The sequence below is a fragment of the Streptomyces sp. NPDC051364 genome (genome assembly GCF_040682115.1).
Lineage (GTDB): Bacteria > Actinomycetota > Actinomycetes > Streptomycetales > Streptomycetaceae > Streptomyces.
Map to the genome: position 1 here is coordinate 40,518 of NZ_JBFBAH010000036.1, position 23,461 is coordinate 63,978.

Consider the following 23,461-nt stretch of genomic DNA (forward strand, 5'->3'; position numbering starts at 1 on the left):
CGCACCGCACCGCACCGCACCGAGGAGGAACCGCCGTGGGCAACCCCATGGAGGACCGCATCGCCCAGTCGATGGCCCAGTTCGAGGAACGCCGGGCCCAGATCATGGATCTGCAACGCGAGTTCCAGACCGCCAGCGTCACCGTCACCGCCAAGGACCGGTCGGTCGAGGTGACGGTCGACGCCCAGGGCAATGTCACCGGGCTGCGCTTCCCCAACTCCAAATACCGCAGCCTGCCGCCCGCCGAGCTCGCCGCCGTACTGATGCAGACGATGGGCGAGGCCCGTACGCAGGTACGCCAGCAGGTCCTGGAGGCGTTCCAGCCCCTGAGCGGCCGGAAGTTGGGAGACGGGCGAGCCCTGGACTGGGAGAGCCTGTTCGGGCCGCTCAAGGAGGAGGGCATCGCCACTCCGCCCGTGCGTCCGCCCTCGTCCGGCGCGTCCGCCCGCTCGGGGCTCGCCGACGAGATCACCGAAGACGACGACAAGGACAGCCGATGAGCGAGCTCAAAGCCTCGACCTACCACATGAAGACGGGAGCCGTCACGACCGGTGACGTCTCCACCTACGTCCACGACATGATCGCGGACTTCCGCGAGGGCACGCGGGGCTGGTCGGAGTACGCCGGGACCGAAGAGATCGGCGCGGCGTTCCGCAAACAGTACGAGTCGGCCGGAGTGCTGCTCCACGACGGGGTCATCGCCTACGGCAACGCCGTTGACGCCAGCGCCCGGACCGTCTTCGACGGCGCGAACACGCTCCAGAACACGCAGAACCACGTCAACGACACGATCGGCCATCACGGCGGGAAGAAGTAGCGCCCCATGGCGATCCGCGTACCCAAGGACATCGTCCCCTTCATGGAAGTGCTGACAGGCATGAAGATGCCCGACGGCAATGAAGACAAGATGTTCCTGCTCGCCCAAGTGCACCACGAGCTCAGGCAGAGGCTCGAGGCGTTGCCCCAGATCCTGAACGACTGTGTGAAATACACCGCGAGCTCGTTCACCGGACCGGCGGCGAAGCAGTACCGGGACGCCATGGCGCCCTTCATCGACGGTTCGGGCATCGACTACATCAAGACGATGTCCGGCCAGGCCGCCATGATCGCCGAGTTCACCTCGGAGGCGGCGACCCAGATCCAGTACGTCAAGTACATGATCATCGCCCAGTGCATCGAACTCCTGCTGGAGATGGCGATCGCGCTGGCGCTGGCCTTCATTACCGGTGGCGCCTCGATCCTCGAATACCTGGCGGGGGAGGCGGTCGCCACGTTCTTCATGCAGAACCTGATCGCCCGCGTGATCGGCATGCTGGTCATGCACGAGGTCATCAGCATGGGCATGGGCGCCGCGATGGACAGCATGGTCCAGTGGATCCAGCTCCTGGAAGGCACCCGCGACAAGTTCGACACCGAATCGACCATCCAGGCGGTGAAGTTCGGTGCCATCCAGGGCCTGATCTCGCTGCCCATGGCGCACCTGGGCGGCCTGTTCGGCAAGGGGCTCGGGAATCTCTTCGGCAAGAACGCCAAGAAGGACATCACCAACATCATCACCAACGTCGGCGGCAACAAGGCGCTGGGCAAGGACCTCGGTGACGTCCTGGGCGGCGCGTTGACCAGGGGGAACGGACCCCTCAGTGAGGCGGCCAGGAACGCGCTCGTCAAGGACGTCGGCAAGGCGTTCGCGGACAACGTGGGCACCAGTGCCGAGAGGGCCCTGGCGCGCGAGGCCGGCGAGAAGTGGGCGAAGGAGCTGCTGGACAACTTCGGCAAGGCCGGGCTGCCCAAGGCGCTGCGCGGCACGCTGGACTCGCTGGAGGGCGTCATCAGCGCCGACCTGATGAAGGCCCTGACCAAGGGCCTGCCGGACAACCTGGCCCGTGATCTGCTGCGCAGTTTCGGCAATCACCTGGGCATGGGGGTCACCGACGGTGTCACCCAGGTACTGGCCGAGGGCACCTACAACGCCATCTTCAGTGACCAGCACAATTTCGAGAGCACATGGCTGACCTTCGGGTCGGGCGTGGTGGGCGGGCGGCTCGGGCACCTGGCGAACGCGGGCGGCGAGCACCTGGGCCTCAAGCTCCACGAGAAGGCGTTCGGTGCGCCGCCGGAGGCCAACGGTGCTCCTCCGAAGGCTGGTTCGGGAGCCGGCGCGTCGACGACGGAGTCGGTGGCCGAGGGCGGCACCTCCACCACGACGGAGGCATCCGGTACCGAGGCGGAGAGCGAAACGAACCTCTCCGAGCTGGCCATCGACGAGGTGACGGACTCGGACTGGGAGGCGTACTGGGGCGCGGCGGACGAGGAGACGGAGATCTCGAACACGCCGAGTGCCGAGGACCACTCCACGACGGCCGAAAACGCCCCCGAAGCGCCGACCCCCGTCGTCACCGCGTCGGCCCCACCCGCGTCCGCCCCAGCCCCAGCCCCGGCGCCGGTAGCGGCCGGAGCCTCGGCGGGCGGTGCCCGCCCGGCCACCGCGTCCGCGCCCGGCAGCGGCACGACGGAGAACAGGAACACCACGCCCTCGGAGGCATCACCGAGGAAGGTCGCCACGACCGACACCTCCACCGCACCGGAGGCCGGCGCGCCCGTGCGTACGGCGACCGTATCGGAGACGGGCTCCGAGCCCGGCTCCGCCGCGCACTCCGACACCGGACCGGACGGCGACGGAACCGCGCCGGTCCGTCCGGCGACCGAATCGGAGCTGGGCCCCGAGCCCGGCTCCGACGCGCACTCCGACCCCGCATCGGACGGCGAAGGTCTGCGGAACCTCGTCGCCGACCCGGACCCCTCTCCCGTGGCCACCGACTCCTCCTCGGCGGGGAGACTGCTCGGAGCCGCCCCCGAGTTCACGGCCGACACCACTACGGCGCCACCCCCTCCGGCCCGGATCCCGCTCACCAACACCGGGCGTTGGCAGATCGCGGACGGGCAGCAGTCGTTCGTCCCGCACACGGAGTCGGAGAACGTCCGTCTCATCACCCCCCAGGGCGACGTCGTCGGTCTGACGCCGCGCTCGGCGGAGCAATGGCTGGTCGACTCCGGGATCGAGGTGAAGAGCGGCGGAATCGTCAACGCGCTCGACGGCTTCCTCTACCGGGCCGACTCCACCCAGCACGTCTACGCCCAGGGCGACGCGGCGCGCTTCCGCAGGGACCTGGCCGAGTGGTCCACCACGACGCACACCCATGAGCAGGGCATGGTGCTCGAGGCGGTCTCCGAGCTCGCGGGGAAGATCAAGGAGAAGTATCCGCCCGAGGACAACGTCTATCTCGGCCTCGGCCGCAGCCCGGCCGCCGTGATCGCGGCGCTCCAGGTCGCGGGCGTGACCGCGTCGTCGATGCCGCTCTCCGACTTCCGCCCGGGGCCGTCCGACTTCACGTCGATCCACTACGCGGCGTCCATCCCGGCAGTCGGCGATCCGTCGCCGCCGCCGACCATCAGGCAGCGGGAGATGCTGTTCGAGCACTTCAAGGAGTTCGTCCCGGACCTTCCCCCGGGCAAGGACCTGGTGCTGATCGACTACACCCAGAGCGGCCGTTCGCTGTTCGCCGCCGAGGGGCTGCTCGGCGAGTACTTCACGTCCATCGGACGCGACGACGTCACCGTCAAGGCCTTCGCCATCCACCAGGACATCGACAGCAGGAACATCAAGGGCACCTACGACAAGATCGCCCGGCCTCGCGGCATCTTCGAATTCGACGCCTACGTCAACACCGCCGCCCGGAAGGAGTGGGCCAAGAACGTCGAGCTGTTCTCCCTGCCACCGGTAGGGCTGGAACGGAACAAGGAGTTGCTCGTCGGGGACGCGTTCAAGAACGAGGCGTTCGACGGAATCGCCGAATTCGACTCCTACAAGCTGCTGTCGGCCGACCCCGAGAGGTTCGAGGCCGAGCGGCCGCGGCGCGCGGACGGTGAGTCGTCCGACGGTTACCACGAAGTGCTGAAGCGTGCGATCGACAAGACCCTCGTGGCCACCGAGACCGATACCACCAGCACCACCACCGGCCCGACCCGCACCCCCACCACCAGCTCCGGCGACGGCCTGCTCGGCGCCGCGACGCCGCCCGTCCGGCCCGGCGACCCGCGCATGGTCTTCAACGATCCCGCGCACGAACAGGCGCAGGCGCAGATGCTGGCGCGCGACTATCCGTGGCTCGGGGACGTCAATCCGTACCGCGACAGCCTCGAAGAGGCCCGCACCAACTGTCTGCTGACCGCGATCGCCACCGACCTCTCGCTGGCCGAGGGCGAGGGCCACCAGGCCCCGCCGAGCGAACTCAGCCCCGCCGAGCACCTGGCCAACTACCGGGACCGCCCGCCCGTGACCGTACGGTCGTACGAAGACCTGATGGCGACGCTCCAGGCGGCCGGGCCGGGCGCGCGCGGCATGGTCGTCGTCGGCAGCGGCGGTGAGCGCGTGGCTCACGTCTTCAACGTGGTCCACGACGCCAACGGCATCGTCTTCCTCGACGGTCAGACGGGCCGCCTCGCCGACCTCTCGCCCGGGCCCGACCGGCTGGAGTTCCTGCCCACGCACGGGGAGTTCGGGCCGGAAGCGGGCCCGTCGGGGGAGACCGGTCCACTCGGCGGCAAGAACGGGACGGGCTCCTGGACGGAGAGGCTGCCCGACCCCGGACAGTGGGTGGAAACCTCGAGCCGGCGCATGTCCGGGCGCTCGCCGGACCTGGTCGCCATCGACAAGGCCCTCACCGAACACCATGCCGCCGACCCTGCACAGCACCTGAACACGCTGGGCACCTTGCAGCAGGCCATCGAGGGCTGGCAGATGTCGAAGCGCGCGTTCGTCGGCGCCGACGTGGACAACCCCCGTGCGGGCGCGGTCGCCGACCTGATGCGGTCGGTCGACGAGGAGCGCCTGCGCCTCACGGAAGCCTCGCGCGGCCGGGTCGAGGGGTACGGCACGCCCCTTCCCTTCGCGGCGTACGACCGGGTCGCGGTCTACTCTGCGGGGGCCATGACCGAGGTCGACGGCAGTTTCACCGGTGATTCGGCCGCCCTCCACGAGGCCGTGCGGCAGCGGCTGTCGGACACGATGCCGACCAGGCCCACCGAGGTCGACATCCGCATCGAGATGCTGAGCGGACGGGTCGAGCAGGCGTACGCCGAATTCGACGCCCATCGCAAGGGGCAGGAGAACCAGGAGGGTCTGCTGGGAGTCGTCACCGCCCCCGAGTGGTTCTTCAAGCGGCCCGAGATTCCCTTCACCCGGGGCGAGAAGGAAATGATCAACACCGCGATGGTCGAGCTGAGCGCCCGGCACCCGGGGCTGCTGATCGTGCCGGGCTCGACGGTATGGTCCGAGCCCCACGGGACAGGGACGGTCCTCAAGGCCGGCACCTCCGTGGTGCTCAACGGCCGGCTGGTGCACGAGACGACCAAAATGGGCGAGGGATCGGATGTCGTCGGCTACGGCCCGAACAAGGACGTCCGCGCCACACTGAGCGAGTCGCACAGAGCGGCTGCCGAGCAGCTGAACGATGCACGCCGCAACGACTTCGTCACGGCGGGCAGATCGGTGACCGACAAGGCGTCGTTCACCGTGGGGAACCGTACGATCGCCCTTGAGATCTGCCTCGACCACCATCACAAGCGTGCCCTCACGGAATGGGAGGAGGGCAGGCCGAAGGCCGACATCCAGATCGTCGTCGCCCACGGGATGGCCCTCAAGAACTCGGTGCTGACCGAGGGCGGGATCGCCGTGTTCAACGACGGGAACGAGCTCCCCGGCGCGGACGGTGCCCTGCGCGAGGTCCATGTCATGACCGACACCACGAGGTTCGGAGCGGCGACGCTACGGGCGAAGCTCAAGACCCAGAGCGAGATCAACACCCTCGGCATGGGCGTCTACCCGCTGCCCGAGGCCCGGACCACCGCCGCCCCGGACACGCTGCTCGGCACCGCCTGGAGCATGAGCACGCTCTCCTCGGAGCTGCACTCGTCTCTCGCCGACGACGCCTTCCGCGCCATCACGGGGGACAGCGACCCGGCCACCGGCTCCGACCAGCCCGGGGGTGGGGTCCGGCGTCCCCACAGCCCCGACATCGACGAGCCGAACCCGGCCAAGCGCCCCTATACCGACGCGCCCCAGGGCGACCGGGGACTGACCGGCCGGGGCCTCCTCCCGCCCACCCTGGAGCAGCATCAGGCGGTCATCGACCACGTGGCCTCCCTGGACGCGCAGGGGAACCGGCCGCCCGACGTCACCCCGGAACTGCTGCGGTACATCGACCCCAGCGGCAGCCGTACCAACTGCCTCGAATCCAACCTGGCGCTCTGGGACACCCTCGACGGGCACCCCCGCGCCGCGGGCACGCTTCCCGAGGCCCAGACCGAGCGGCGGGCCGTCTGGGAGCTGGCCAAGAGCGAGGGTCCCGCCTGGCACTACGGGCGCGGACCACAGGCCGTCGAACAGGTCATCTCGCTCGTCCGCGCGGGCGGCCCCGGTTCCCGCGGCGTCCTGCTGGTGGCCGAGGACGGCCGGATCGGCCACGCCGTCACGGTCCTGCACGGCAGCGACGGCCGCCTCCAGCTCGTCGACCCCCAGCAGCACACCGTGCGGGACATCCCGGACTCCGGCCCCGATGTCCGCCTCCTGCCCGGCGGCGACGGGTCGCAGCAGAGCGTATGGGCACACGTCCGCGACGGCGACGGCGAGTTGCTCAGGGGCGACGGCCGGTACGACGAGTCGCTCTACCACGACCGCGACACCGGCGGCCCGGCCCACGAGTTCGGAATGCTGCCCGGAGGGGAGGGCGAGGGCCTTCAGCGGATCTTCGACCGGCGGCCCGTCGTCGGCCTCCCGGGGTGGGGTGAGGTCGCCTCGCGTTTCGAGACGGACGTGGCGGCCCACGCGTACAAGCTCAGCCGGGGCACGGGCCCCGACCTCGACGTCGGGTCGCCCGTCACCCGGGCCCTGGCGAAGCTGAGTACCGTCCTCGACGCCTTCCACGGCCCCGCGCCCGACACCGAGACCGCGCTGAAGCCGTTCCTGAAGAACGACGCCGGAAGCGCCGGCCAGATTGCACATTCCGATCTCGTCCCCATCGAGACCCTGACCATGCTCACCCAGGGAAATCCCCGGGAGAAATTCACCGCCTTCTACAACGCCGCCTACTACGCGGCCGGCAACTCGAACACGCCGGAGGTCCGGGACTTCAAGAAGGTGCTGCTCGGGATCATGCAGTCGAAGGACTGGGCGAAGGCCCGGGACCTGGGACTCGACGACGTGGCGTTGAAGAGCTACAGCGAGCACCTCTTCTCGTCCACTCAGAAGGGCCTCCACGCCGCCGTGAGCACGGCATCCCCCGGGCAGGCGCACCTCTTCGCCCAGGACCCCTTCGCGCTGGGCAATCTGATCAGCTTCAAGAACGGCCTGTTCGGCGATCTGGTGGAAATGACCCTCAGCCAGATCTACCGCAAGGCGCGGCCGGAGCTCGACCAGCACTGGGGAGCCGGAAAACTCACTCCGGCGCATCTGCGGGCACGTGAGGCCGAGCTCAGCGCACGCGAGTTGCAATTCCTGTCCGAGCACCAGGAGCTGACCCGTGGCCTCGGGGTCACGATGGTGGCCCTGGACCTCGCGAACGTGCACCTCCTTCCGGACGGACTGCCCGACGTCGAGAGGATCCGCGCCGAGAACAGCACTGCCGATCGCCCGGTGATCGACGTGAAGTACCGTGCCGAAAAGGATCCGGAAATGCCGGGCACCCTCGACTCCCACTACACCGTCCACGAGGTGCAACTCCTCTTCGAGGAGACGGTACAGACGACATCGCGATCCGCCGACCTCTCTCCGGGCGCCGAGGGCCCCGAGTTCCCGCTGCGGTCCACCGGCGGCGAGGCGTACTACTCCCTGGACCCCGACTCGCAGTGGACCCGGGACATGGCCGGCCGCGGCCACCCGGTGATCGCCGGGCTGTCGGGCACCACGACGCGCATGCTCAGCGCCTTCAGCTGGCTCAACGTCGACGGCACCGCCCAGGCGGACTTCGTCGTCGGCCTGATCGGCTGGATGCGCCTGCACAACGACCATTCGCTCTACGAGATCCTGCGCGGCGCGGACATGGCCGGTTTCGAAGGCACCGGTGGCCGCACCTTCGACCTCACCGACGCCGCGTCCATGTACCGCAGCCTGACCGCGCTCGGCCCGGAGTTCGACATGGCCGCCCTGCGTGACATCGCGGGCGGTCAGCTGAGGATGCTGCCGCACGAACGCGTCTACTACGAGCACGCGCTGGACGACGGATTCAAGGCCCTCGAGGCTCCCGAGCGGAAGCTGGCGAAGGACGTCATGGAGGCCATGGAGGTCGAGAAGAACGCCCCCGGCACCTCCGGGAACGACGTGCTCCGCGGCTGGCTGACGGCTCACGGCATCACCACACCGGACCGGTTCGCCCAGTTGGCGACGGACTTCACCGAGGCCCACGTCCTGGCACTGGTCGCCTACACCGGCCCCAACCACCAGCTGATCAACCTCGCCATCGAACGGAATCTGAGTGCCGACGGCAGGCTGCCGGTCGTCGACACCTTCGCCCTCGCGGCGCGCCACGTGCTCGACGGACTGGTGGAGAAGGCGCTCGCGAACGAGGCGCTCGAGTCTCCGACGCTCTTCTTCGACGCCGTGGTGGAAGCCCAGTTGCTCGCGTACGACAACGCGACGGCGGCGGCCGACACCGGTGCCGCCGACGCCGCCAAGGCCGAGATCAACAGGCTGCTGGACGAGCGCATGCCGGACATCGTCAAGGAGGCCAAGCTGCATGCCGACATGGCGGCCGAGGCCCTGCGCGTCCTGCCCGGTACCTCGACGGGTACCTTGTACCGGGGCGACTGGGCGCTCGGCAACGAGTTGACGCCGGCAGGGCCGTTGCGCATGCTGCCCCTCACCTATTCCGGGGACACCATCACCACCAAGTCGCTCGCGAGCACCAGCTTCGACGAAGACGTCGCCCTCGGCTTCGCACCGGACAAGCCGCTGGCACACCGCGTGCTCCTGGAAATCACCCCCAACGGCAACAACGGGCGGTCCATCGCACCCTTCTCCCAGATGGACGGGGAGGAGGAGGTCCTGTACATGCCCGGCGCCACGTTCCGTGTGGTATCGCGGGTATGGACCGACAAGATGGTCTCCGAGAACGGAAATCCGCCCGTGATGAAGAGGTATGAAGTGATCACGGTGGTGGAGGAGTGAGCAGACGACGCCCCGTGCTGCCCCGCTGGTTCGGCTCCGTAGGCCGCCCCGAACCGGTCCCGCCGGCGGCGGCCGGGCGACCGGCGCAGCCCGACGCGCCCGACAGCGACGCCCCCGACGCCGACCCGCCCGGCACCTACCGGCTCGGCGGCACCGTGCTGCTCTACGACCCCGCGGCCTCCCCCGAGGAGGCCGGGACGCTGCGCGCGCTGGCCGCCCGCGTGGAGCCGGTGCCCCACATGCCCACGCTGCTGATCGCGGTACCCGACTCGGCGGCTGACGCCCTCTGGCCGGCGCTGGGTGCGGAGTTGCGCCGACTGACGGACGAGGGCGGCGACGAGGCCGCGGACGGCGAGGGCGGCGACGCCGTACGGCTCGTCATGTCCGGAGCGGCAGCCGTCCCGGAGAACCCGGAACAGGCCCCTCTCGCCCAACAGCTCGCCGACGCCTGGCAGATCACCGTGGTGGCGCCGGACGCCCCCGCCGTCGTCACCCCTGGCGGTGCGCTGTTCGTCACGGCACCGGCCACCCCCGGCGGCGGCTGGTGGCAGTGCGACCCCGGCCGGCCGCCCACCGCGCTCGGGCAGCGCCACCCGGCACCCGTCTGGCAACCCGCCATCGCCCGGATCGGGACGCGGCAGGTCGGCGACAGCGTCGCGGAACAGATACCGGCGGGGCTGCTGTTGCGGCCCGGGCGGGCACCCGCCCCGGCGCCGGGCGACCTGGCCTTCGCCGTACCGGCCGACGCCGACCGCCCCACGCTGCTGGTCGGCAGCCCGGACCACGAACCGGTACCCGCCGAGGACGTCGCCGCTCTCCTCAGTGCGCTGCCCGTCTCCTCCCGACGCGCCCTGCGACTGGCCCCTGCCGACCACCGCGACCTGCTCCCGACCGCGCGAGCGGTGGCGGACCTGCTGGACGACGAGGTCGAGGTCCTCACCGGCCTGCCGCTCGCCACCGCGCGGCGCACCCAGGTGCTGGTCTGCGCGGCCGAAGGCACCGGCACGTGGCGTCCGTTCGTGGAATCGGTGTCCTGCCGGCCCGTACGGGAGAACGGCACGCGCCCGGCGGACGAACCGATGTCGTGGCGCACACCGCCCGTGCGCGCGTCCCGCCCGACCGGAGACGGCAGCCTCGACCTGGGTGACGGGTGGCAGGTACGGCTCACTCGCTGGGGCCTGTGGTTCGCCGCGAGCGACTCCCCGCCGCCCCCGGACCTGGACACCCGCCCGGTGAACGCCGCGGCGCCGGTGCTGGCCGTCTCAGGCGCGGGCGCGGAGTCTGCCCAGGACGCGACCTTCTGGCCGGCCCTGACCGACGTACTGGACGCGCTGGAACCGGACTTCCGCGAGCTGGCGGTACTGACCGTCGAAGGCCCGTTCCACGCCCGGGACCACCACGCCCTGCGCCGCCTGGCCGCGGCCCGTCAGGTCACCCTGTCCCCGGCCGCCCCGACCGGCCCCGGAGAAACGCCCGCACCGGACCGGGGCCCATTGACGGAGGCGGGCGTCGGCCCGGGCCTGGTTCTGCCTGCGGAGGCGGGCGTCGGCACGGACGCGGGCCGAGACCCCGGCCGGCGCTCGGCACCGGCTTTGGCTCTCGCTGCGCCATCGGTCTCGGATTCTGCCTCGGCCGCACCACTGGTCGCGGCGCCGGCTATGGCTCCGGCGGCGGCTTCGGCGCAGGCTTCCAACCTCACTTCCGCTTCGGCATCGGTGTCGGCTGCGGCCTCGGAATCGCCATCGGCCATGGCCGATGGCGGCAGCCCTGACCAGCCGCCGGCCCCCGCCTCGGCGTCGGGGGTGACCCCCGGCCCGGCCCCTTGCGCGGAGCCCGTCCGGTCAACGGCCCCGACTCCGATCACGACCTCGTCATTGATGTCGGCCCCGCTCCCCGCCACGACGGCCGAGGCCCCGGTTTCCCCGTTTCCGGCTGCCGCCGAGCCCATGGCCGTCGGGCCACTGATCGTTCCCGGTGTGCCGCGCGGCGGCGTCCCGCTGACGGAGGTGCTGGCGACCCCGCATCTGCGTCCGCAATCAGGCGCCGCCGGCGCGGTGGCCGTGACGAGCGACGGTCCCGTGCCCGTGCCCGTGCCCGTGCCCGTGCCCGCGCCCGACCCGGCGGGTACGGGCGGGGAGTCTGTGCGACCGGCCGCGACGATCTCCTGGCCCGTTCCTGCGTGCACGGCCGACCACCGCCATACGTTCCGCGAGTCGGCCGGCAGCCGATGGGAGCGCCACACCGGCGCGGTGTCGCGGGCGATGATCCACATGCCCGCGCTGCGGACCAGGGACGAGAACGCGGCCAAGGCCGAGTTGGTCGCTGCGCACCTGTTCCTGTCGTCCGGGGACGAGGACACCTTCGGGGCGACGGCGCTCCGGGAGGGAATGCGGCAGGGCGACCCGGCCACGGCGGCGTACTGGGCTTGCCTGAACGCGGGTCTGCGCCGCCTGCCCGCGTACCGGGGCCCGGTGCTGCGAGCCTGGGAGCCGGACACCGACCCGGTGGCCCGGCAGGAACCGGGCGGCTGGATCCTCGTCGAGGAACCCGTCGCCGCGCTTCCCGTGGCCGTCGCCGAACAGTTGCTGCCGGCCGCGCTCGGGCGGTACGCCGTCCGCACCACCTCGGGACGCCGTACGGGCGCGTTGTTCGGCGGCACGGACGCCGCCGGCGTGCCCGAGCGGATCGTCATCCTGCCGGGCACCCGGCTGTACGTGTGCGCCGCGTACCCCGCCACCGGCGAACTGCCCGCTCGTCTGCTGCTCAACGAGACTCCGTCCGGCGCCACCGGTTCCGGGCGGAGCCTTCCCGCCGCCGAAGCCCTTTCGCGGCTGGAGGATGCGGCATGCCGAGGAACCGTCGCGCCGTCGTCCGCCGGGACCTGGCCGCGGTACTGCACCGGCCACCTCGGCTCGTACCTCCCAGCATCACCGGCCACCGCGCCGGTGACCACGAACACCCTGGAAAGCAGGTCATCGCAATGACGACATCCGCAGCCGGCCGACCCGGGACGACCGGGGGAGACCCGGTGCTGCACGCAGCCGCGCTCCCCGTCGTGAGCGGCGATCCGGGAGCGGGGGCCCTCCCCGGCGCGGCCAAACCAGCGGCGGCGGTGGCGACGGCGGTGGCGACCGCCGTCGCCACCGCCCGTGCCTCCGAGGAGGCCGTCGCGGCACCGGTCACGACCGCACGGACCTCCGCCGCAGTGGCGGCGGCGCCCGAGGCGGAGCCGACGACCACGGCCGAGCCGGAAGCCGCCACCGCCACCGAGACCGCCACCGAGACCGAGACCGAGACCGAGACCGAGACCGAGACCGAGACCGAGACCACGGCGACACCCGCGACCGGGACGACGCCCGCGGCAGAGACCGAAGCCGTCGCCGCGGAAGCCGTCGCCGCCGAAGCCGTCGCCACCACCGCGGCGAGCGCGGGCGGTTCCGGTTCCGGGCCCCGCGGGCTGCTGGCGTCGGTGCCCGGCCGCCCGGGCAAGCCCATGCTGGCGGCGGCAGCGGTGGCCGGTCTCCTGCTGATCGCCGTACCGTTCCTCATATCCGGATCCGACGACGGTCCCGCCAAGGCCGCCACCGTCCGAGCCGACGGCAGTCCCATCGGCCCGGACGGCACGCTGCCGGGCCTGGTGCCCGGTACACAGTCCTCGCCCGGCCAGGACCCGGGCGCCGGCCCCGGTACGCAGGCGGCGGCGCCGTCGACGGACCCGGGCGCCGGTACCCTGCCGTTCGGTGCCCCGCCGAACGGCGCGCCGGAGGGCAACACGCCCGCGGGCCAGGGCAACGTCGGCCAGCAGTCCCCGCAAGACGCCCCCGGGCAGCCGGGCGGCAACGCGGGCACCTCCAATCCCGCCGGCATCGGCACCGGCACCAAGCCCGTCGCCCCCGTCGCCCCCGCGAAACCGGCCCCGGCCGCCAGCGTCCCCGTCTTCAGCAAGCTGGTCGGCCCCGGTTGCGGCAGCGGCGGATTCAGCGTCAGCGGCCAGTACAAGGACGGTGCCAAGGGCTGGCGTTATGGCACCAGCGGCTGGAAGAGCGATGGTTGTGACGGTGACTTCCTCGCCATGCCCATGAGCGGTTCCTCAACCAAGGCGAACAGCGGCATTGACGCGAAGTGGGAGTTCTCCACCGGCGCGGTGAAATCGGGGAGTTGCACCGTCTACACGTACATCCCGTCCTCCGGGGACAAGACCATGGTCGGTGGGAACCCTGCCCGCTACACGGTCCGCGGCGCGAACGGCAGGCTCGGCGACTTCTCGATCGACCAGGCATCGAACACGGGAAGGTGGGTCAACGGCGGCTCCTTCGCCATCTCGTCCCCCGAGATCACGGTCTCGGTGGACAACCGCGGCATCGACTGGGGCAGCGGCAACGAGAACCGTCACGTGGCCGCCGCCCAGATGAAGGTCGACTGCAAGGGCAACTGACGTCGGCCATAGCGGCGCACCCCGCCCCGCCCCGCCCCGCCCCGAACGGGCACGGCGGGGGCCCCGGGCCCGGCCCCCGGCCCGGGGAGGCACAGCGGCTGCGGCTGCACCAGCTCGCGGAGGAGCGGTTCGGGCAGCCAGGCACCGGCGGCGCGTTTGCGGCGCCCCGCCCTCCTCTTCGTGCCCGGCGGCAAGGTCGTCGGCGCGGTGACGTTCGACATCACGGACGGCAAGATCGCAACCGTGCGCGGCATCGCCGCCCCCGCCCGCGTCGTCCGCCTCAGCGACGCCTGGCGGCAGCACGAACCGGAGGCGCCGCTCATCACCGAGTGGTGACCCAACGCCGACCGCGGCCATGCGCAGCATCCGCGCTGCGTTGAACCGTTCCCGGGTTCCCAGGCCGGGCGGGGGATTCAAGCCGGGTGCGGATGCCGTGACGCCGTGGCCGGGGCCTCGGCTCCCCTCACCCTGGCTCGTCGCCGGACCCAGGTCATCACGAGGACGAGGGCAGCCGCGGCCCCGTACGCGATGTTGCTCAGCGACGGCTGGAAGTCGAGCGTCGGGGCGAGGACGTAGACGGCGGCGCCCGCGAGCGGGATGCCGAGCCATTCCCAGCGTCCGTCCAGGGCGACGAGGGCGATCAGGAGCAGGGCGTACCAGGAGTAGCCGGGGGTGAGCAGTACGAATGACCAGCCGGTGACCAGGAGGGCGCCGCTCCAGGGGCGTCGCGGGTCTCCGCGCCACATCACGTACAGGGACACGGCCGCGACGATGACGAGCAGTACGGGGAATGCCCAGGTGTCTGGCAGGACCAGGCGCAGGAGCGAGTAGCGGGACCCGGCCGAGGCGTCGTCGTAGCCCTCCTCCTCGACGTAGCCGCCGAGGTAGCCGAAGACCGAGCCGTGCGAAAGGAGGACGTACGGGAGGTAGGCGAGTGCGACGAAGGCAGCGGCGGGCAGCAGGATCACTGCCGCGTCGCGGACGCGCCGGACCCCGGACAGCGCGCCGGGGAGGACGACGGCCGGCATCAGCTTCGTGGCGATGGCGGCGCCGATCAGCACTCCGCCCGCTGCCCGCCGGGTCAGTGCCCGTGAGGCGACGAGTCCGAGGCCGGTGACCGCGAGGAGGACGCCCAGGACGTCGGCGTGGGCGTTGTTGACCGCTTCGATGGGGATGGCCGGGCACCAGGCCCAGTACGCGGCCTTGCGGAGGTCGCCGCCGCGCCGTCGCAGTGTCAGGAGGAGCGCGCCGGTGACGCCGAGGGAGAGCAGGGCGGCGCCGATCTGGAGCGGCTTGTGCCGGGCGTTGGCAGGGGAGAGCTGGTCGACGGCCAGGAAGTACGCCTCGGCGACGGGCGGGTAGATGGTGTGGACGGCGGGCCTGTTGAGGCGGGTGCAGTGGGGCGTGCTGCCGGTGTGGGGGATCGGGGCGAGGCCGGGGCCCGTGCAGGCGGCGCCGGTGGGGAAGAGCCAGGGGTCGCGGAGCCGGGCGAGTGCCGGGTCCTGTGGGGCGTGGTCGTACGGGGAGGTGCCGGCGGACTGGACCCGGCCGTCCCAGGCGTAGCGGTAGGAGTCGGTGCTGGTCCGCGGCGGCCCCATCAGCCCGGTCACCGTGACCGCGACGGCCCCCGCCACGATCAGCCACGCGACGCGGCGGGCCGGGACGCGGCGCAGCGCGAGCAGCGCGGCGGTGAAGAGCACCCAGCAGGCCGCGTACCACCAGAACAGCCGGACGGGGTCGCTGAAGTAGCCCCCGTACAAGATGGTGTGGGCGAGGAGCGCCGTGAGTGCGGCAAGGGCGAGGGCGGTGGTCAGAAGCGCGGTGCGAGGAGTGAAAGCGGTAGGGGGTTTCACCTGCGGAATCGTTCCAGGGATCGGCTCTCCCGTGGGCCGTGCCGTCTCGGATGTCCGTGTTCCGTAAGGTGTTCCGGCAGCCTGCGCAGGCCTCGTCGGGGGTGTGATGGGGGCATGCGTTTCACCTTGCCCTCCGGGCCGCCCCTCACCTTCAAGGCGCGCCTGCACGATGCCCGTACCGCGACCGCGATCGGCCGCTGGCTCGGCCTGGCCATGGCCGTCTGCTTCGCGACCGGTGTCCTGAGCCACTGCCTCCAGCACCCGCCGGGGTGGCTGGCCGACTGGCTCCCGAGCCGCCCCTCTTGGGGCTACCGGCTCACCCAGGGGCTGCACGTGGCATCCGGGATCGCCGCGATCCCGCTGCTGCTGGCGAAGGTGTGGGCGGTCTACCCGCGGCTGTTCGCCTGGCCTCCGGTGCGATCGGTCCTCCACGCCCTGGAGCGGATCTCGGTGGCGGTCCTGGTCGCGGCCGGACTGTTCGAGCTGTTCACCGGGCTGCTGAACACCTTCCAGTGGTATCCCTGGCCCTTCAACTTCGTTCCCGTGCACTACGCGGTCGCCTGGCTCCTGCTGGGCTCGCTGATCCTGCACGTCGCAGTGCAATGGCCGAAGATCCGGGACCACTTCACGCGCCGTTCCCCCGGCACCCTGGCGCTGCCCGAGGCCGACGGGCCCGACCGCCGGCAGCTCCTCCTCGGCGTCACAGCCGCGGTCGGAGCAGTCACGCTCACCACAGTCGGACAGTCCGTCACCACGCTCGGCTCGCTGGAACTGTTCGGCCCGCGCAGCCCCGCCCACGGGGCCCAAGGGCTACCAGTGAACCGGACGGCCGCCGCGGCGCGTGTCACCGAGGCCTCGCTGGCCGACTGGCGGTTGACAGTGGACGGGCCGCGCCCGTACGCCCTCACGTTGGAGGAGCTGCGCGCCATGCCGCAGTACGAGGTCACCCTGCCCATCGCCTGCGTGGAGGGCTGGAGCAAGTCCGCGCACTGGACAGGGGTACGGGTAAGGGACCTCCTGGAGCGGGCGGGCGGCGGCCCGGGTGCGCGGGCCCGAGTGGTGTCCCTCGAAGTGGCGGGCGCCTACCGGGTGATGGAGATGGGTCGTCTCTACGCGCAGGATCCGCTCACGCTGCTCGCACTGCGTCTGAACGGCGAGGTGTTGTCCCTGGACCACGGCTACCCGGCGCGGATCATCGCCCCGAACCGGCCCGGTGTCCTCCAGACCAAGTGGGTCGGCCGACTGGAGGTCGCGTCATGAACTTCCGATACGTGATGGGCGGATTCGGGCTGGTGTGCGCGGCCTGGGGCGGGTGGCTGCTGCTCCAGCAGCCCGAGCCGTGGCCGATCGCCGTGTGGCTCGGGGGAGCGGTCGTGGTGCACGACGGGTTTGTCGCGCCCATCGTGATGGCGATCGCCGCCCTCGTCGCGGTGGCGGGCTTGCGCCTGCACGGGGTGGTGCGTGGAGCCCTGATCGTCGCGGGCTCCCTGACCGCGATCGCCCTTCCCCCGCTCCTGCGTCCGGGGGGCGTGGCCAACCCCACCGTCCTGCCGCTCGACTACCTGCGCAACTGGCTGCTCGCCATGGCCGCCATCGCGCTGTTCACCCTCGCGCACGTCGGTGTGCGTACCGTGCTGCGCCGGGTGGGCCGGGAGAGCGGTCGGGCCTGATCGGGGCGGTGCCGCGGAGAAGCCGCAGGGTTCGCTGATTGTTCTTGAATGGTCGCTCATGTATTTTCTTCTCATGCCCAGACCGCGAGAGTTCGAGCCCGACGCCGTTCTGAACGTGGCCATGCTGCGGTTCTGGGAGCGCGGGTACCGGGCGGTGTCCGTCGAGGATCTGGTGAAGGCGACCGGAGTCAAGCCCGGCAGCCTCTACAGGGCCTTCCCGGGCGGCAAGCACGCGCTGTTCCTGAAGTCGCTGGAGCGTTACTCGAAGCTGGTCGTCCCCGAGAAGCTGGGCGAGCTGGAGGCTCCGGGCGCCTCGGTGGGCGAGATCCGCGGCTACTTCGACGGGCTGGTGAGCGATCTGCTCAGCCCCGAGGGCCGGCAAGGTTGCCTGCTCGTCAACACGGCGATCGAGAACGCCGCCGAGGATGACGAGGCGGCGGCCGTCGTCCGCGGTCACCTGGCCCGGCTGGAGCGGTGCATGACCCAGGCGCTGGAGAACGCGGCTCGCAGGGGGCAGGTCCGCGGCTCACTGGACTGCGCCGGCAGCGCCAAGCTGCTGGTCGCCACCTGTCAGGGGCTCATGGTCGTCGGGAAGGCCAACCCGGATGAGGTGCTCCTGTGCGCGATCGTCGACAACGCCTTCGCCGCTCTCGCCTGACGGCGAGGCACGCGGGCCACCGTTCGCGGTGGCCCTTTTCTTCGCACCAATAGTTGAATGAGTGCTCAAGAATGGAGTCGGGACATGAAGGCCATCGTCATCTCCGCCCACGGCGGGCCCGAGGTTCTCACCCTCACCGAACTGCCGGACCCGGTGCCCGCCGACGGCGAAGTGCTGGTCCGGGTCAAGGCGTTCGGCCTCAACCACGCCGAGGCCTACATGCGCAGCGGCGCCTGGGGGAAGGTCGCCGCCGTCCCCGGAATCGAGTGCGCCGGGGTGGTGGAGGCCGACCCGTCCGGTGAACTCCCCGTCGGTACCAGGGTGGTGGCGATCCTCGGCGGCATGGGGCGGACCCGCAACGGAAGCTACGCGGAGCTGGTGACCGTACCGGCGACCAACGTGGTCGCCGTGCGCTCCTCGCTGGACTGGGCCGACTTGGCGGCGGTTCCCGAGGTGTACGCGACGGCGTGGAGCGGCCTGTTCGGCAATCTCGACCTACAGCCGGGCGAGACCGTCCTGGTGAGGGGCGCGACGTCCTCGCTCGGCCAGGCTGCCGTCAACTTGGCGGTCGACCACGGCGCGACCGTGCTCGCCACGACCCGGGACCCGCGGCGAGCGCCCCTGCTGAAGGAGCTCGGGGCCACTGACGTGCTCATCGACGACGGCGCGCTCGCCGCCCAGGTCGCCGAGCGGGAGATCGGCGTCGACGCGGTGTTCGACGTCGTCGGGAACAGTGTCCTGCGCGACTCGCTGGCCCTGGTGCGACCGCGCGGCCGGGTCTGCCAGCTCGGCTTCCTGGGCGGATTCGAGCCCGTACGGGACTTCGACCCGATCGCCGATCTCCCCAGCGGAGTCCGGCTCAGCTTCTTCGGCAGCGCCTTCGTCCTCGGCACCCCCGCATTCCCGCTCGGCGACGTACCGTTGGACGAGATGTACGCCAAGGTCGAGGCCGATGTCCTGCGGGCCCGTCCCACCCGGGTCTTCCGCTTCGACGAGATCGTCGAAGCCCATCGGGCCATGGAGGCCGGAGAAGCCCTCGGGAAGATGGTCGTCACCGTCGGCTGAATCCCCAGACCTTCCGTCAGCCCGCCGAGGGGCGCCGGATCGAGGTCGGCGACTCCAGGTGGGATCCGTACTGCTGCGGATCCCACCCGGCGGTTCGCCGCTCGGCAACCGTCAGTGCGTGAGGTGTACGAAGTGCCGGCCCGCCGTCTGCCAGGTGTCGTACGGGGTCCAGCCCGCGGACCTCGCCTCGGCGCACAGGGCGCGGGTGCCGAGCCGGGCCCACCAGAAGGAGGCTCCGCGGCCGCCGGTGCCGTCCTCGACGTACACCTCGACGCGCTCCTCGACGTCGGCGGCGGCCACCTCGACCAGCAGGGAGCCGCCGGGCGCGGTCAGTTCGGCGCTCCGGCGCAGCAAGGCGGCGGGGTCGCCGCCGATGCCGATGTTGCCGTCGATGAGGAGGACCGTGCCCCAGCCGCCTTCGCGGGGTAGTGGGTCGAACACCGATCGGCACAGTGCGCTGCCGCCCGCCCGCTCGGTACGGGCCACGGCCTCGGGGGTGACGTCGACGCCGAGCGCCGTGTGTCCGAGCCCGGCGACCAGGCGGCCCGGTCCGCAGCCGATGTCAAGGACGGGCCCGGTACACCGGGCCAGGACGGTGTCGTCCGCCGCGTCGGGTTCGGCGCACCAGCGTTCGACCTCCAGCGGGAGCAGCCAGCCGTCGCGCCGACGGAGGAACAGCGGCCCCTGCCCGGCACGGAGGGCGTCCGCGTACGGGTCCGCCTGCCAGGTACGGGTGGCGGGCTCGGCGAGCTGGGCGGTCATCGGGTCACCGCGCACAGGCCGTGGTGCAGGGCGGCGAAGCGCGTCCGCGGGGCTGCGGCCGCGACCCGTTCCGCGTCGGCGGGCGTGTCCACGTCGCAGAGCTCGGGCAGGTCCCGTACGGAAAGCCCCGCATCGGTCAGCCGCTGCCGCTGCACCTCGCCGGTGTGTGCCACCGACATGGGGACGCCGAGCAGCAGGGCCGGGTCGGGGTCGGCGAGGCCGAGGGCCCAGAACCCGCCGTCGTCGGCGGGCCCGAACCATGCGTCCGCCTCGGTGAAGTCGAGCCCGAGCGCGAGCAGGCCGGGGGTGACCTGCGGGGTGTCCATGCCGATCAGCAGGGCCGGTCCTTCGGACAGGGCGAAGGCGGCGGCCAGTCGGACGTCCAGGCCGCCCGTCCCTTGCGGGACGACCTCGATGCCGTCCGGGATCCAAGGGCCCGGCTGTCCGTCGAGGACCAGGACACGCCGCTCGGCCGGGGTCGCCAGGACCGTCGCGAGGGTGTCCTGGAGCGCGGCGCGGGCCAGGTCGGCTGCCTGCTGCGGGGTGAACTGCGTGGTCAGGCGGGTTTTCACGCGCCCGGCGACGGGAGCCTTGGCGATGACGAGGAGGGTGCTCACGCGGAGATCCCCTCGGTCGGTGCGGGGCGGGCGCTCGGCGGCTCGGCCAGGACCCGCCGCATCTCCCGTACGGCGTGCCAGGTGCCCCGCCAGGTCCCGGTGACCTTGGACTTCCCGGATCGGGGGAGGTAGGGGATGTCCGTCTCCGCCACCTTCCAGCCCGCGTCGGCGGCCCGTACGACCATCTGGAGCGGGTAGCCGCTGCGCCGGTCGGTCAGGCCCAGGCCGAGCAGCGCCTCGCGGCGGGCGACCCGCATGGGGCCGAGGTCGTGGAGCCGCAGTCCGGTGCGGCGGCGCAGCATCTGCGCGAGGGCGCGGTTCCCGGCCCGGGCGTGGGCGGGCCAGGCACCGCGGTCTTGTGGGCGGCGCCGGCCGAGCAGGAGGTCCGTCTCGCCGGCCGCGACCCGTTCGGCCATGGGGGCGAGCAGGCCGGGGTCCATGGACGCGTCGCAGTCGCAGAAGCAGACCAGCTCGGCTCGTGCGGCGAGCAGCCCGGCGTGGCAGGCAGCGCCGAAGCCGCGCCGGCTCTCGTGCACGACGGTGGCGCCGAGGGAGCGGGCGATGTCCGCCGAGCCGTCGGTGGAGCCATTGTCGACGACGATGGCCCGCCACCCGGCCGGCACCCGCGCCAACACCCAGGGCAGGGCTTCCGCCTCGTCGAGGCACGGCAGTACGAGGTCCGCGAGAGGCGGACGACAAGCAGAAGGAGTCACCCTCCACACCGTAGGAACCGAAGGGCGAAGAAAGGCGCCCGAAGACCTTACGAAACGCGGACACCGCGTCCCACGGCGGCAGGCCCAGGTCCACGCGGCACCGCACGGTGTCACTCTGGAGGCATGGCATCCGGTAACGAGACCGACCGCGATCCGGCCTCCGGCGACGCCACGGGCCGCGTCCTGGTGGTGGACGACGATCCGACCGTCTCGGAAGTCGTGGCGGGCTGCCTGGAGCGGGCCGGATTCACCGTGTACCGGGCCGCGGACGGCCCGGCCGCGCTGGAGATCGCCGCCAGGCACCTGCCCGACCTGATCGTGCTCGACCTGATGCTGCCCGGCATGGACGGCCTGGAAGTCTGCCGCCGGCTGCGTGCGAACGGAAACGGGATGCGCTCCGTGGCCGTGGTCATGCTCACCGCGCGCGGCGACGAGGACGACCGGATCCTCGGCCTCGAAGTCGGCGCGGACGACTACGTGACCAAACCCTTCAGCCCGCGCGAGCTGGTCCTGCGCGTCCGGTCGGTCCTGCGCAGGGCATCGTCGGCCGCCCCGGCCGGCGAGCCCCTGCTCGCGGCGGCCGGCCTGACCGCCTGGATCTCGCACGACCTGCGGACACCTCTGTTCAGCGGCACGGACAAGGACACCCAGAAGCTGAACCTCGTCGAGCACGAGGCGTACGCCAACGGCCTGCAGAGGACGTCTTCGACGTCGTCCGCTGAGAAGGTCCTTTGCGCTCAACCCGCTGCGGAACCGGCCGACGACGTCGGCCGGTTCCCAGGCTCAGCCGACCACACCCGCCGACTCGCGCTGACCGGCCCGGGCGAACTCGGCCATCCCCTCGGCGAAGCCGACCGTCGGAAGCCAGCCCAGCTCCTTGCGCAGCCGGGCGGAGTCGGCGGTGATGTGCCGTACGTCGCCGAGCCGGAACTCGCCCGTCACCACCGGGGCGGGTCCGCCGTGCGCCGAGGCGAGCTCGGCGGCCATCTCGCCGACCGTGTGCGGTTCCCCGCTGCCGGTGTTGTACGCGGTCAGAGCCCCAGCCTGCCGGGTACCGACCGCCTCGAGTGCCACCGCGTTGGCCGCGGCCACGTCCGTGACGTGGACGAAGTCCCTTCGCTGAGCGCCGTCCTCGTAGACCCGGGGGGCTTCGCCCCGGGCGAGCGAGGAGCGGAAGAAGGAGGCCACCCCGGCGTACGGGGTATCGCGCGGCATGCCCGGTCCGTACACGTTGTGGTAGCGCAGCGACACCGCCCGACCCTCCACGCACCGGGCCCAGGATGCCGCCAGGTGCTCCTGGGCCAGCTTCGTCGTCGCGTACACGTTGCGCGGATCCGTCGGGGCGTCCTCGCCGACCAGACCCGGCGCGAGCTCGGCTCCGCAGTCGGGGCAGAGGGGCTCGAACCGGCCCGCCGTCAGGTCTTCGGTCCGGCGCGGTCCGGGGCGTACCGTTCCGTGTCGTTCGCACGTGTACCGGCCCTCCCCGTAGACCACCATCGACCCGGCGAGCACGAGCTTCCTCACCCCTGCGGCCGCCATTTCCGCCAGCAGTACCGCCGTTCCGAGGTCGTTGCAGCCGACATAGTCGGGGGCGTCGGCGAAGTCCTTGCCGAGTCCGACCATGGCCGCCTGATGGCACACCGCGTCCACTCCGCGCAGCGAGGCCCGGACCGCGTCGGCGTCCCGTACGTCGGCGCGCACGAACTCGGCGTCGGGCAGGGGCGGGGTGCCGGGGTGGGCGGCGGGCAGCAGGGCGTCGAGGACGACGGGTTCGTGCCCGCGGGCCGTGAGGGCGGTGACGATGTGGGAGCCGATGAACCCGGCCCCTCCGGTGACGAGTACGCGCATGCTCCGGACGCTACGCAGTGCGGAGCCTGCGGAGGGTCTCCCACGCGTGCACGTAAGACTTCCGTCATACGGGAGGGCCGGGAACGGCGACGGGGGCGTGACGGCCGGGGGCTTCGCACGGGAAGTCAGTGGTGACTGAGGTGGTCGTGGTCCTTCCAGATGCCGCCGCCCGGCATGTCGAGGCGGGCGGTGAGCGGTCGGCGCCACGGGGGAGTGGAGGTGGGTTCGCCCCAGTAGTCGGTGACCCGTACGGCCCGGCCCTCGCGGAGCTCGGCGATGGTGACGTTGCGGTAGAGGCGGCCGTCGCCGTAGTCGCAGGTCCATTCCACAACGATGACGTCGTCGTCGAGGCGCAGCCGTCGTCCCACTTCGAGCGTGAGCTCGGGGAAGTTCCCCTCGACCTCCCCAATGAGCTTGCTGCCGCGGACGACCTCGCCCCGTCGACACGGCGCACGAACTGGACGACACCCGTCACCGCGTCATCACCTACACCGCCCTGGCCACCAGTCGCTACACCGAGCACTTCCGGGAGGAGACGGCGATCCGGCTCGACCGCGGCAAGGCGACCCTCGGCCCCTGTGAGGCGACGACGGTGAAGGTCCGGGACACCGCCACGGGAA

Annotated in this window: 16 protein-coding genes and 1 pseudogene; 11 read left to right on the forward strand and 6 right to left on the reverse strand. The window is 71.7% G+C overall.

Features of this window, described 5'->3' with window-relative positions; all coding sequences use genetic code 11:
• The first annotated feature begins 35 nt into the window (after positions 1 to 35).
• From AB0M76_RS37775 to AB0M76_RS37800, 6 genes are all read left to right on the forward strand, one after another.
• Positions 36 to 500: a YbaB/EbfC family nucleoid-associated protein gene (locus AB0M76_RS37775; RefSeq protein WP_365957258.1), complete on the forward strand. Its 465-nt coding sequence runs from the start codon at positions 36 to 38 to the stop codon at positions 498 to 500.
• Entirely contained in the window at positions 497 to 817 is a 321-nt protein-coding gene (locus AB0M76_RS37780; RefSeq protein WP_365957259.1) for a hypothetical protein, read from the forward strand. Before AB0M76_RS37775 ends, AB0M76_RS37780 begins: the two co-directional genes overlap by 4 nt.
• A gap of 6 nt (positions 818 to 823) precedes the next feature.
• Entirely contained in the window at positions 824 to 9,220 is an 8,397-nt protein-coding gene (locus AB0M76_RS37785; protein WP_365957260.1) for a toxin glutamine deamidase domain-containing protein, read from the forward strand.
• Positions 9,217 to 12,204: a hypothetical protein gene (locus tag AB0M76_RS37790; protein ID WP_365957261.1), complete on the forward strand. Its 2,988-nt coding sequence runs from the start codon at positions 9,217 to 9,219 to the stop codon at positions 12,202 to 12,204. The genes AB0M76_RS37785 and AB0M76_RS37790 overlap by 4 nt, the downstream gene beginning before the upstream one ends.
• A complete protein-coding gene (locus AB0M76_RS37795) occupies positions 12,201 to 13,655 on the forward strand; it encodes a hypothetical protein (RefSeq protein ID WP_365957262.1) in 1,455 nt (484 codons plus the stop codon). The genes AB0M76_RS37790 and AB0M76_RS37795 overlap by 4 nt, the downstream gene beginning before the upstream one ends.
• A gap of 156 nt (positions 13,656 to 13,811) precedes the next feature.
• Positions 13,812 to 13,991: a hypothetical protein gene (locus AB0M76_RS37800; RefSeq protein WP_365957263.1), complete on the forward strand. Its 180-nt coding sequence runs from the start codon at positions 13,812 to 13,814 to the stop codon at positions 13,989 to 13,991.
• 77 nt (positions 13,992 to 14,068) lie between these two features.
• Here the strand turns inward: AB0M76_RS37800 and AB0M76_RS37805 are convergent, their stop codons facing one another.
• On the reverse strand, positions 14,069 to 15,508 hold the full coding sequence (locus AB0M76_RS37805; protein WP_365957264.1) for a glycosyltransferase family 87 protein: 1,440 nt from the start codon (positions 15,506 to 15,508) through the stop codon (positions 14,069 to 14,071).
• Positions 15,509 to 15,622: 114 nt separating this feature from the next.
• Between AB0M76_RS37805 and AB0M76_RS37810 the strand changes: the two genes are divergently transcribed.
• The 4 genes from AB0M76_RS37810 (at position 15,623) to AB0M76_RS37825 (ending at position 18,901) form a co-directional block, all read left to right on the forward strand.
• Positions 15,623 to 16,768, forward strand: a complete 1,146-nt coding sequence (locus tag AB0M76_RS37810; RefSeq protein ID WP_365957265.1) for a molybdopterin-dependent oxidoreductase — start codon at positions 15,623 to 15,625, stop codon at positions 16,766 to 16,768.
• A complete protein-coding gene (locus AB0M76_RS37815; protein WP_365957266.1) occupies positions 16,765 to 17,178 on the forward strand; it encodes a hypothetical protein in 414 nt (137 codons plus the stop codon). The genes AB0M76_RS37810 and AB0M76_RS37815 overlap by 4 nt, the downstream gene beginning before the upstream one ends.
• Positions 17,179 to 17,251: 73 nt before the next feature.
• Complete coding sequence (locus AB0M76_RS37820; RefSeq protein ID WP_365957267.1) at positions 17,252 to 17,836, forward strand: helix-turn-helix domain-containing protein; 585 nt, start codon at positions 17,252 to 17,254, stop codon at positions 17,834 to 17,836.
• An 84-nt stretch (positions 17,837 to 17,920) separates the two neighbouring features.
• Positions 17,921 to 18,901 carry a zinc-binding dehydrogenase gene (locus tag AB0M76_RS37825; protein WP_365957268.1) on the forward strand — a complete coding sequence of 327 codons (981 nt, stop codon included), beginning with the start codon at positions 17,921 to 17,923 and terminating at the stop codon, positions 18,899 to 18,901.
• A 111-nt stretch (positions 18,902 to 19,012) separates the two neighbouring features.
• On the opposite strand, the gene AB0M76_RS37830 is transcribed toward AB0M76_RS37825, so the two are convergent.
• The 3 genes from AB0M76_RS37830 to AB0M76_RS37840 are packed head-to-tail and all read right to left on the reverse strand — an operon-like array spanning position 19,013 to position 20,993.
• Positions 19,013 to 19,663 (reverse strand): class I SAM-dependent methyltransferase, encoded by a 651-nt coding sequence (locus AB0M76_RS37830; protein ID WP_365957269.1) that lies wholly within the window; start codon positions 19,661 to 19,663, stop codon positions 19,013 to 19,015.
• Positions 19,660 to 20,280 (reverse strand): TIGR04282 family arsenosugar biosynthesis glycosyltransferase, encoded by a 621-nt coding sequence (locus AB0M76_RS37835; protein WP_365957270.1) that lies wholly within the window; start codon positions 20,278 to 20,280, stop codon positions 19,660 to 19,662. The genes AB0M76_RS37830 and AB0M76_RS37835 overlap by 4 nt, the downstream gene beginning before the upstream one ends.
• Positions 20,277 to 20,993 (reverse strand): glycosyltransferase family 2 protein, encoded by a 717-nt coding sequence (locus AB0M76_RS37840; protein WP_365957271.1) that lies wholly within the window; start codon positions 20,991 to 20,993, stop codon positions 20,277 to 20,279. Before AB0M76_RS37840 ends, AB0M76_RS37835 begins: the two co-directional genes overlap by 4 nt.
• Positions 20,994 to 21,116: 123 nt before the next feature.
• Between AB0M76_RS37840 and AB0M76_RS37845 the strand changes: the two are divergent.
• Positions 21,117 to 21,581 (forward strand): annotated as a pseudogene (locus tag AB0M76_RS37845) (response regulator); the annotation flags it as partial.
• 195 nt (positions 21,582 to 21,776) lie between these two features.
• Here the strand turns inward: AB0M76_RS37845 and AB0M76_RS37850 are convergent.
• Together AB0M76_RS37850 and AB0M76_RS37855 are read right to left on the reverse strand one after the other, a co-directional pair.
• Positions 21,777 to 22,841, reverse strand: coding sequence for an NAD-dependent epimerase/dehydratase family protein (locus AB0M76_RS37850; protein WP_365957272.1), 1,065 nt, complete (start codon positions 22,839 to 22,841; stop codon positions 21,777 to 21,779).
• A 125-nt stretch (positions 22,842 to 22,966) separates the two neighbouring features.
• Positions 22,967 to 23,209 carry a hypothetical protein gene (locus tag AB0M76_RS37855; protein ID WP_365957273.1) on the reverse strand — a complete coding sequence of 81 codons (243 nt, stop codon included), beginning with the start codon at positions 23,207 to 23,209 and terminating at the stop codon, positions 22,967 to 22,969.
• Between the last annotated feature and the right edge of the window lie 252 nt (positions 23,210 to 23,461).

Excerpts from the sequence above, each read along its gene's own strand:
- AB0M76_RS37830 (WP_365957269.1), bottom strand. The coding sequence starts at position 19,663 with ATGACCGCCCAGCTCGCCGAGCCCGCCACCCGTACCTGGCAGGCGGAC.
- AB0M76_RS37785 (WP_365957260.1), top strand. The coding sequence starts at position 824 with ATGGCGATCCGCGTACCCAAGGACATCGTCCCCTTCATGGAAGTGCTG.
- AB0M76_RS37810 (WP_365957265.1), top strand. The coding sequence starts at position 15,623 with ATGCGTTTCACCTTGCCCTCCGGGCCGCCCCTCACCTTCAAGGCGCGC.
- AB0M76_RS37795 (WP_365957262.1), top strand. The coding sequence starts at position 12,201 with ATGACGACATCCGCAGCCGGCCGACCCGGGACGACCGGGGGAGACCCG.
- AB0M76_RS37815 (WP_365957266.1), top strand. The coding sequence starts at position 16,765 with ATGAACTTCCGATACGTGATGGGCGGATTCGGGCTGGTGTGCGCGGCC.
- AB0M76_RS37850 (WP_365957272.1), bottom strand. The coding sequence starts at position 22,841 with ATGCGCGTACTCGTCACCGGAGGGGCCGGGTTCATCGGCTCCCACATC.
- AB0M76_RS37820 (WP_365957267.1), top strand. The coding sequence starts at position 17,252 with ATGCCCAGACCGCGAGAGTTCGAGCCCGACGCCGTTCTGAACGTGGCC.
- AB0M76_RS37780 (WP_365957259.1), top strand. The coding sequence starts at position 497 with ATGAGCGAGCTCAAAGCCTCGACCTACCACATGAAGACGGGAGCCGTC.
- AB0M76_RS37825 (WP_365957268.1), top strand. The coding sequence starts at position 17,921 with ATGAAGGCCATCGTCATCTCCGCCCACGGCGGGCCCGAGGTTCTCACC.